At 37.8% G+C, this 9,969-nt stretch carries 6 protein-coding genes; 3 read left to right on the top strand and 3 right to left on the bottom strand.

Annotated features, from left to right (window positions below):
* On the top strand, window positions 1-698 hold a 698-nt coding region (locus WNY79_RS04210), incomplete at its 5' end, for a hypothetical protein (protein ID WP_342875237.1).
* Window positions 699-849: 151 nt separating this feature from the next.
* The gene (locus WNY79_RS04205; protein ID WP_342875236.1) at window positions 850-2,697 is read left to right on the top strand and encodes an ABC transporter ATP-binding protein; all 1,848 of its coding nucleotides are present in this window, start codon (window positions 850-852) and stop codon (window positions 2,695-2,697) included.
* A 130-nt stretch (window positions 2,698-2,827) separates the two neighbouring features.
* On the opposite strand, the gene WNY79_RS04200 is transcribed toward WNY79_RS04205, so the two are convergent.
* The 3 genes from WNY79_RS04200 to WNY79_RS04190 all read right to left on the bottom strand — a co-directional run bounded on the left by WNY79_RS04200 (window position 2,828) and on the right by WNY79_RS04190 (window position 7,164).
* A complete protein-coding gene (locus tag WNY79_RS04200) occupies window positions 2,828-3,247 on the bottom strand; it encodes an MAPEG family protein (protein ID WP_197120919.1) in 420 nt (139 codons plus the stop codon).
* Window positions 3,248-3,436: 189 nt separating this feature from the next.
* On the bottom strand, window positions 3,437-5,641 hold the full coding sequence (locus tag WNY79_RS04195) for a tetratricopeptide repeat-containing diguanylate cyclase (protein ID WP_342875235.1): 2,205 nt from the start codon (window positions 5,639-5,641) through the stop codon (window positions 3,437-3,439).
* 413 nt (window positions 5,642-6,054) lie between these two features.
* Window positions 6,055-7,164 (bottom strand): endonuclease/exonuclease/phosphatase family protein, encoded by a 1,110-nt coding sequence (locus tag WNY79_RS04190; protein WP_342875242.1) that lies wholly within the window; start codon window positions 7,162-7,164, stop codon window positions 6,055-6,057.
* Window positions 7,165-7,670: 506 nt separating this feature from the next.
* Between WNY79_RS04190 and WNY79_RS04185 the strand changes: the two genes are divergently transcribed.
* The gene (locus WNY79_RS04185; RefSeq protein ID WP_342875234.1) at window positions 7,671-9,962 is read left to right on the top strand and encodes a peptidase U32 family protein; all 2,292 of its coding nucleotides are present in this window, start codon (window positions 7,671-7,673) and stop codon (window positions 9,960-9,962) included.
* The last annotated feature ends 7 nt before the right edge of the window (window positions 9,963-9,969 follow it).

Raw genomic sequence — 9,969 nt, 5'->3', positions numbered from 1 at the left:
CTACATCTACATCTACATCTACATCTACATCTACATCTACATCTACATCTACATCTACATCTACATCTACATCTACAAATCATTATTTACTAAAAAAGCCTGCACGCGATGGTATTGTTGGCAATCGCAAAGCGCTTTCTTATACAAAGCTTCCACAAGCGGTTGAAGTTGGTCAAACCTACACATTTTATATACGTATAAACGTGGCTGCTTTTCCTAATAACCATGCTTTTGGATTAAGCAACCTCACGCCAGAGCTAATTAATAAACATGCGTACGATGCGTTTGAGCCTACACTTCGCGTAACCGATAAAACAGAATCAAACGGACTTGTAAACGATGGCGCATTAATGGTTAAAATCGGCAATGGGTATAGCAACATTCAAAACTACACTACCAAACAATCGGCCAAGCCACTGCAAACAAATACATGGTACGACGTGTGGTACGTTGTTAATAACGCAGCAGCCTCAAAGCAAGGTCAGCAATACGATGTTTACGTAAAAGGTGGTGAATTTAGCAAGCAAACACTGGTGTATAAAAATGCACAATTTAGAATGAAGCGCGAACAACCTCTTATATACTTTTTAGCAAACTGTAATACAGGCCCGATTAAAAAGCCTTACGGAAATGGTGGCCTCAGATATGACGATTTATACATGAGCAAAGGCACAAACCTAAATAACCCAATGCTATAAAAGTAAGTAAAGTGCTTTTTTGATGCTCTTTTTAACATAGGTTTATATAAATAATGCTCTAGTATATTCACAATTAATACCTTACAAACCTGCATTTAAAAATACTTAAATGGTATAATACGCATCATTATTTGCCATTTAAGTTTTTAAAATGTATCGATTATTTGAAAAAATGACAAAAGCATTTCCTGAGGACCAACCCACTCAGCCGCCTTCTACTTTATTTGCTTTTTGCCGTCACTACACCAAAGGAATGGAGCTCTCGCTGCTGCTAATGTCAATCAGCGCCGCCATGCTCGCTATTTTAGAGGTTTCTTTATTTAGCTACATGGGCCAACTTGTGGATTGGTTAACCGCCTACACACCCGAAACCTTGTTTGTAGAGCAAAAGTCAGAACTTATCAAAATGGCTGTTATGCTATTAGTTGTGCTGCCCGTTGTTGTATTTTTTCATTCTGCTATTTTGCACCAAGCATTACTGGGCAATTATCCCATGTCGATTCGCTGGTTAGCGCATCGTTATTTACTGCGTCAAAGTGTTAGCTTTTATCAAAATGAATTTGCAGGAAGAATAGCCACTAAAGTATTACAAACCTCTTTAGCTGTTCGCGAAACCGTTACAAAGCTACTCGATGTATTAATGTACATAGTGGTTTACTTTGGCTCTATGGTGTTTTTAGTGGCCGAAGCTGATTGGCGGTTAATGATTCCGCTACTGGTTTGGTTAGTTTTATACATTTTCGTGCAGCTTTACTTTGTACCGCGTCTTAAAAAAATTGCCAGCTCACAAGCAGATGCTCGCTCAGAAATGACCGGTCGAATTGTTGATAGTTACACTAATATTTCTACAATTAAGCTGTTTTCGTATACCCAACGTGAAGAGCAATACGCAAAACAAAGCATGGATGTATTTTTGCAGCCTGTGTACAAACAAATGCGCTTAGTCACCAGCTTAAACTTTGTTATTCAAACCCTAAATTATCTATTAGTGTTCTCTGTTGCTGCCGTATCACTTTATTTATGGTCACTTAGCGCAATTAGCGCAGGTGCTATTGCGGTAGCCGTTAGCTTAGCACTCAGATTAAACGGCATGGCACAGTGGATCATGTGGGAAATAAGCAGCTTATTCGAAAACATTGGCACCGTAGCCGATGGTATGAAAACACTTTCTAACCCTATTGAAGTTGCCGATAAACCAAATGCCGATACACTTAACGTAAGCCAAGGTGCCATTGAGTTTAACAACGTACACTTTAACTACGGAAAAGCTGCAAACGAGACTAATCGCAGCCCAGTAATGAATGGTTTAAACTTAAATATTAAACCTGGCGAAAAAATAGGTTTAGTCGGTCGCTCTGGTGCAGGTAAGTCAACACTTGTTAACTTACTACTGCGTTTTTACGATACCGACTCTGGCACAATAAAAATTGATGGTCAAAACATCACAGATGTAAGCCAAGAAAGCCTACGCCGTTATATAGCGATGGTTACGCAAGATACGTCCCTGCTACATCGCTCAGTAAAAGACAACATTTTGTACGGTCGCCCTGATGCAACGCAAGCTGAGATGATAACCGCTACTAAACAAGCTAAAGCACTTGAGTTTATAAATGACTTAGTAGATAGCAAAGGTAAAAAAGGCTTTGACGCACAAGTAGGCGAGCGCGGCGTTACTCTTTCGGGCGGTCAGCGCCAGCGTATTGCTATTGCACGTGTGCTACTTAAAAATGCACCAATACTTATACTCGACGAAGCCACCAGCGCACTCGACTCAGAAGTAGAAGCAGCAATTCAGGCAAGCCTTGATGACTTAATGACAGGCAAAACAGTCATCGCGATAGCGCATAGGCTCTCAACCATTGCACAAATGGATAGATTAATTGTACTTGATGATGGCGGCGTAGTTGAGCAAGGCACTCATGAAGAACTAATCGCTAAAGGTGGAATTTACGCAGCTTTATGGACACACCAAACAGGTGGGTTTATAGGCGTCGATTAGCCATTAATATTGTCTTACTGTAGACGTGGTTTATATTCTTCTGCTACCTAACAAAAAAAGCGAAGATGCCTTAAAGGCTCTTCGCTTTTTTGTTTAAAGTTATAAATAGAGTTTATAACTTTTTAATAAATTAAGAGATTAGTCTTAACCCTATCATTATCAGCATAACCACATTAGCAAGCACCCCTATTAAAAAGAAGTAACTACGTGGGCTTGGGTTTTTTTCAGTTGCTATAGCATAGTACAGCACCATATGGATTAAGCGCGCAATTAAGTACACCCAAACACACATTGCAAAAATAGGGCTCTGTAAATTAATTACAAACGCAAATATAACAGTACCTATAAATAACGCGCTGTTTTCAAGCGTATTATGAAACGTACGATGCGCTCTAAATATAAAGCTGTCGTGCGATAAATCATCGCTAATTTTACCTGGTACAGCATTAGGCTCTTTAGCTTTGCTAAACGTAGCGACCGCCCACTGTACAAGCAACATAATTAAATAGAGGTAAAATGCCAAATAGGCCGAAAGTGCAACTTCTGTCATTGTTAAGTTCCCTGTTTTGTTTTTAACTTAGTTAGGGGAGCAATTTCAAAGCCAAAGTTAATACCTTGATATTTGAAGGATTAATTTTTTTCAGCCCAATCACATATGTAAGTAACTCACAGCGTTGTATAAAATTTACTTGTTATGATTTTAAAAACCACATCAAAACTGAGCTATATACAGTTGGGTTTACTCCGATCTAAAAAGCTTAAATTCTTCAAACGAAGCATCCCACAACACAACTTGATTACGACCCAAAGATTTAGCCTCATAAAGTGCTAAATCAGCCTGCTCAATTAACTCAGAAGGTGTTCTGGCTTTAAATTTAATAGACGTAACCCCAAAACTACACGTAACAGGAATCTCATCAAAGATTGCTTCTTCTACTTTAATTCGAATTGCCTCAGCAATCCGAATTGCTTGCTCTTGAGTTGTATTGGGTAAAATAATACAAAACTCTTCGCCACCAAAACGAGCAACACGATCACTTTTACGTATATTGGCTTGTAACAGCTCAGCCACGCCACAAAGTACAGTGTCGCCAATGCTATGCCCATAAGTATCATTAACACTTTTAAAATGATCGATATCGACCATTAAAATACAATATTCTTCAATCTGAGGTAAATTCAAAAAGTCACGATTCATAACCTCAAATAAAATGCGGCGGTTATAACAATTGGTCAAAGGATCTCTTGCAGCCAAATAGTCCAACTCTTCATTACGTTTTTTAGAAGCAATAAAACTTCTATAAACCAGTAAAACAATAGCTAAACAAGCAGCTAATAAAAATGCGAGCGCAATACTCGCATATTTGTTTTTTGCAAGCTCTAGCTCTGATATAACCCTAGCTTGGTCAGATATTTCAATTTCATTGTTTTTCTTTTCAAGCTCAAGTTGATGGAGTTTTTCTTTTTCTCTCAAGGTCTCCAGCTCTGTTTCCATCTTGTGAGAATGCAAATGTGCTTTTTCAAGAGCAAGCTTATTTTCGTCTCTTTCGTTTTGAAGAATTTCGGTCAGGGCTATTTCTTCTTCCGCGTAACGAAGTGACTCGTCTATGCGCCCACGCAGCTTTTCGGCTATTCGAATTTCACGATAAGCGTATAGCATATGTAACTTATCATCTAACTGCGTTGATAAAGCGAGTGATCTTTTAAGTAAGATAATCGCCTCATTTGTATCAATTCCAATTAAAATCGCGGCTAGCGCTGTTAGCGACTTTATTTCATAAAGTTTATTACCCGTTACTCTCGCGACCGATAATGACTCTTTATAATACTCAATAGCCTTATTTTTATCCCCATGAGCGCGATAAATATTAGCAATAATCCGCGACGTTATGGAAATGTAAGACTTAAGGTTTTCAGCTTTATAAGTTACGTAAGCTTTTTGTGCAAATTTCATCGCCGAATCTAAGTCGCCAGATTCATAGTTAATAACAGCCATCTCTCTCAAAGCCGTTGCCAGCGTTTTTTCCTCAACCATACCTTCTGGTAAATCAATGGTTATTTGATAAAAAAGCTCGGCCTGGTCAAATTGCTTTAATCGCGTATATAGCAGTCCCATTTGGTTCGATGTTTTAGCAATCCCAAGCACGTTATTTACTTTTTTATAATATAAATATGCCTTATTTACATGCTCGAGTGATTTTTCGTAAAGGTTAATATGACGATAAATAATACCCGCACCTAATAATGCTTTAGCCAAGCCAACAGGATCGTCAATTTTTTTATGTATTTCTAATGCGCGAGTGGAGTAATCAAGGGCTAAAACTAAATTATCTAAATAACGCTGCGCTTCTGCTAGTGTATTTAATGTGCGCGCCATCAACTTTAAATCACCTAAATTGGTGTATATCCCTAAAGCTTTGGTATAAAAATAAGCCGTTTGCTCTCTATTTTTAAGCCGTTTATACGACTGAGCTAATTTTTTATATGTTTCACCTAACTTTTTTTGTACAGATTCATCCTCATCAACGAGATACTTTAAAGCAGATGAGTATTGTGCGTTTGCATCAATATATTTTTTTTGGTCATAAAACGAATCCCCTTTAGTAAGAAGTACTTGCGCTATAAAAAACTCATCGCCATACACAAGTGTTGTAGGTAACAAAGTTTCAATGCTTGAAGCAAGTTCGTCATATCGTTTTTCATCTAATAATATTTTTATATAATTAATAGAGGCTTTTATTTGGTTATTAGCATCATTTAGCTTGCTGTAATAAACAGAGGATTGTGAATAGTGATGAAGCGATTCATTAATATTGTTATTTTTTTTATTCGCTTTACCTAACAAGTTATGCAACTTTGCACTGAGTAATGTGTCATCGGCACTCTGCGCTTGTGACAACAATTCCTTACTAAGTTCGATACTTGTTATGACGTCAGTATCCATAAGTAATTCGGCTCTTTTTAGTAGCCCTTCGCTGGATTCGTTGATTAAACTGTATGAGGTAGTTTCTTGCGCGTAAGCGCTGCTTAAGCTAATAAACAAAGCACAAAGCAAAGCTTTTACTAAAAATTTAGAATTATAAATTCGATTTACGAATAAACAGTGTACTTGCGAAATTAAGTCCATCTTTCGCGTGTGATACGAGTGAGTGTAAAATTCCATATTTACCATTTTAGTGATTTGTTATTAATTTAATGCAAAAATTCTGGCGATAAAATATACACATAAAGACTGCAGGTCAAGTTTCGCTGCAATATGGGTAATTGCTAATTTATGATTTTAGCATAATTATGCATATCGCAACTTAATTCTTTTTTTAGCTTAATCGTGTGCTGTAAGTTATTAGATGAGAAAACCTAGCTTCTCAGTTTAAGGGTAACCAATACAACACCGTGGTCGGTAGTTAAATCATCACGTTCGTACTCAGGGTTTATTAAGTGCCTATCGTAAGTGTTATAATTACTGACTTCAAAAAAGCTGTCATCGTAACTAGCGTCAAACTCACACGACAATAAAATGTAATCAAGCACAGAGCTACTTGCGCCGTAGTAATGAGTTGGCGGCCTTAACAGTGCTGGCTTTGCTATGTTTATATTTTTTACTTGGCTTTTATCCGCTGAATCAGCAATCTCGCTGTTACTACTATCACAATCGCTTTGTACATCGTTTGTTATTGCTTCATCGCTAGAAACCTCAACAATACTTAGCTGCGACTTAACAAACAGATCCCATGAATCATTTAAACAATATTTAGCGAGGTAGGTTTTAGCGTCAAACGCAGGAGCAAAGCGTAATGTATTTGTAAGTAAATGGCTTAATACGCCATCCGCAAGTTCATTATTAAAGTCCCCCATTAATAGCATGGGTTGCTGCGTAGCTTCACGGCGAGTAATCATTTGTATCATTAGTAATGTGGCTTCACTGCCACGCTGAATAGTTGAGCCCCACCCGCCAGCTACATTCGCTTTTAAAATCTCAATTATGTTTTGCTCAGGTGCAAGCTCTTTATTGTGTTCATCAACTTCAATCATTGGGCGCTTAGATTTAAAGTGCACCACATAACAATCAGTATTACCTATATGCGGCAGCGTTATAGTTGCTCTTAGTACTTTGCGACTAAAGGTAAACTCACTATTAAGGCCAAGCGAACTCGCAAGCTCACTATCGTGTTCAACCGCTGCTACTTCAACTATGGGATATTTAGAGGCAATCGCTACTACGGGGCGTTTATAAATAAAATCATCAATCACCTCTGGTGTATCTACCACCGCAAAGTAGTTATAGCCTTGATCAGCAACTAGCTCTTTTAACGAATCAATACTAAACACTTCCTGAAAACCAATTACATCAGGCGCATGCTGCGTTAAGTAATCAACAATCCAACGCTGCTTTTTAGCCCACTGCTGCGCGGTATAAATTTTCTCAAACTCATAGTAGGCATTGGGTAGCTCAAGGTAATTAAACAGGTTAAATGTGGCTATTTTTAGATGGGTATTAGTAATAACAGATTCTTGAATATTTAAATCTGTATCTAACTGTTTAAGATCTTGATTGCTGATGGGTATCGCCTAAGTAAAGTTGAAAGTCTAGCTTGCTTATAAACTATCATTTTATTACATGTTTACGTAATAAATCAGCCAGCTTAACTGTAATTTTATACACTCTTTTATTCTATACCAATCCGCAATAATACTTAATCATTTTGCGGGGCTAAACGTGTCGCTACCTGTGTTAAAAAATTCTCATTTACGACTGCATGGATGCAGAAGGTAGAGCAATGCAGGAGCAATTGCCGAGAACAACTAAATAGCGATTTTTTTGCCTAGCTATCAACACGTTTTTCCATCCTCAAAATAGATCACTTAATTAAGCGAATTGGTATTAGTCTTTATTATATCCCTCAATAAATAGCATTAACGTGCTTAACCAGATAAAATTCGCGGCAATTAAATATGAGCGAAGTGAAGTTGTCATGAGTAGAAAGATTGAACTATTAGCCCCAGGCGGTGATGTAAACGCGGTAAAAGCCGCCATTGTAGCCGGTGCTAATGCGGTTTATTGTGGGTTAGATACCTTTAATGCACGTAACCGAGCGTCTAATCTTTCGTTTGATGAGCTTAACGGCGCACTTCGCTTAGCCCACGAATACGGCTGTGAGATTTTTTTAACGCTTAACGTGGTAATATTAGAGCACGAAATGGGTGCGCTATTTAAGCTGTTAAATCAGCTAGTAAATACAACTCTTGATGGCATAATTGTGCAAGATTTAGGGTTGTTCAACATTGTTAAAAAACACTTTCCTACTTTGCATATTCACGCATCAACGCAGTTAACTACGCATAACGAATCGCAAGTTGAGTTTTTAGCGCGCATTGGCGCTACACGTGTAAATTTATCGCGCGAGCTTAACTTAACTGAAATTAAAATATTGACCGACGTAGCGCACAAATGCGACGTACTAACCGAAGTGTTTGTACATGGCGCATTATGTATTGCGTTTTCAGGGCAATGTTATTCAAGCTCAGTAAGTGTGGGTAACTCAGGTAATCGTGGTCGCTGCTCGCAAGCATGTCGTGATGAATATGAGCCAACGGCAATGGGTAACAAACACCCATTAAACTTAAAAGACAATTCAGCCTATTTTGACCTACCAGAGCTGGTAGCCGCAGGCGTTGATTCGTTAAAAGTAGAAGGCCGAATTAAAGGCGCTAACTACGTACATACGGTTATTGACAGCTGGCGCAAACAAATAGATACCTTTGTACAAACCGGTAACTTAATTGAAGACGATTCAAGCTTATATAAAGTGTTTAACCGTAACTTTACTAATAAGTTTTTAACCGGCGACATGACCAAAAACATGTTTACCGACAATCCACGAGACCATAGCTTTGATCACGCTAACGAAAAAAACAGCGCGATTTCGGTAGTGCAAATTTACGATGCGCAACAAGAGCTTTCTACCCAAAAAAGTGAAATTGATTCGTTAGTTAAAAAGAAAATTGAGTTTTTAGATATTTCAAAGCGCGAGCTTTCATTAGAATTTACAGGGCAATTAAATCAGCCATTCACTGTAAACATAATTATTGAAGATAAAAACGATATTACGCTTTCAAATAAAAACGCAAAAGAACCTCTACGCTTTGAAGTTCAATCGCAAATGCCTATGCAAACCGCCGATAAATCGGTTGTTGATATTGCAGCCATTGATAAGCGCTTTAAAACGTTTAGTAATGCTAATTTTGAAATTAAAAATATGGATTACACAAACCTCGGCGACAACTTAAGCATTCCGTTTAAAGAGCTCGCCCGTATTAAAAAGCAAGTCGCTTTTTTATTAAACGAAGGGAAAGACGTTATAGCGCCAGTTGAATTACCTAAACTAGTGAATCACGAAAAAGCCGAAAATATAACTACACTCTCTATTTTAATATCGGACATAAAAGACGCTCACTTATGTAATTTAACAGATGGTGACGTTTACTTTAAATTACCTGAGAGCTTTAGAACCGATAACGATAAATACATAAATGTATTTTTAGAGCACCCGCAGTTAATTCCGTGGTTTCCAGCGGTACTAATTGGTAAAGATTTTGAAGAAGCTGTACGTTTACTCGAGGTTGTAAAACCTAAACTTATTATTAGTAATAACACAGGCGTAGCATACAAAGCAGTGCAAATGGGTATTGACTGGATTGCAGGCCCGTTATTAAACACCACAAACTCTTATGCGTTATTAACGCTACAAGAGGATTTAAATGCTAAAGGCGCGTTTATTTCAAACGAGATTAACAAACAGCAAATGCGTAGTATTAAACGCCCTAACGACTTTAAAATGATGTACAGCATTTATCATCCAATACTAATGATGACCAGCCGTCAGTGTTTTTTCCAGCAAACCGTAGGCTGTAAAAAACCACGTATTGACGCAAGCTGTATGCTGAGCTGTAAAAAAGAAACAACCGTTACCAATGTTAAAGGCATTAGCTTTGCAATTGATAAACAAAAAGGCGGCTACCCGAGCATTTATAACCATGAGCAATTTTTAAATATGGATATTGTGACCGATTACGCTGACAAGTTTGACGAGTTTATGATTGATTTAACCGACATTGGCTCAGGCGATAAAGAAAAGCTAGATAAAACCGTGTTACTTGCACACTTCCAAGATTTAATTAGTGGGCAAACACACGCGGCCGATCAGTTAAATCACATGGTAAAAGTAAAAACACGTCAGCAATATGTTGAAGGCTTAAATAGCTAAGGTAACT

Source organism: Pseudoalteromonas sp. AS84 (assembly GCF_038900255.1).
Lineage (GTDB): Bacteria > Pseudomonadota > Gammaproteobacteria > Enterobacterales > Alteromonadaceae > Pseudoalteromonas.
Note: the sequence above shows the minus strand (reverse complement) of the source record. Positions and strands in the feature narration are given on the sequence as shown.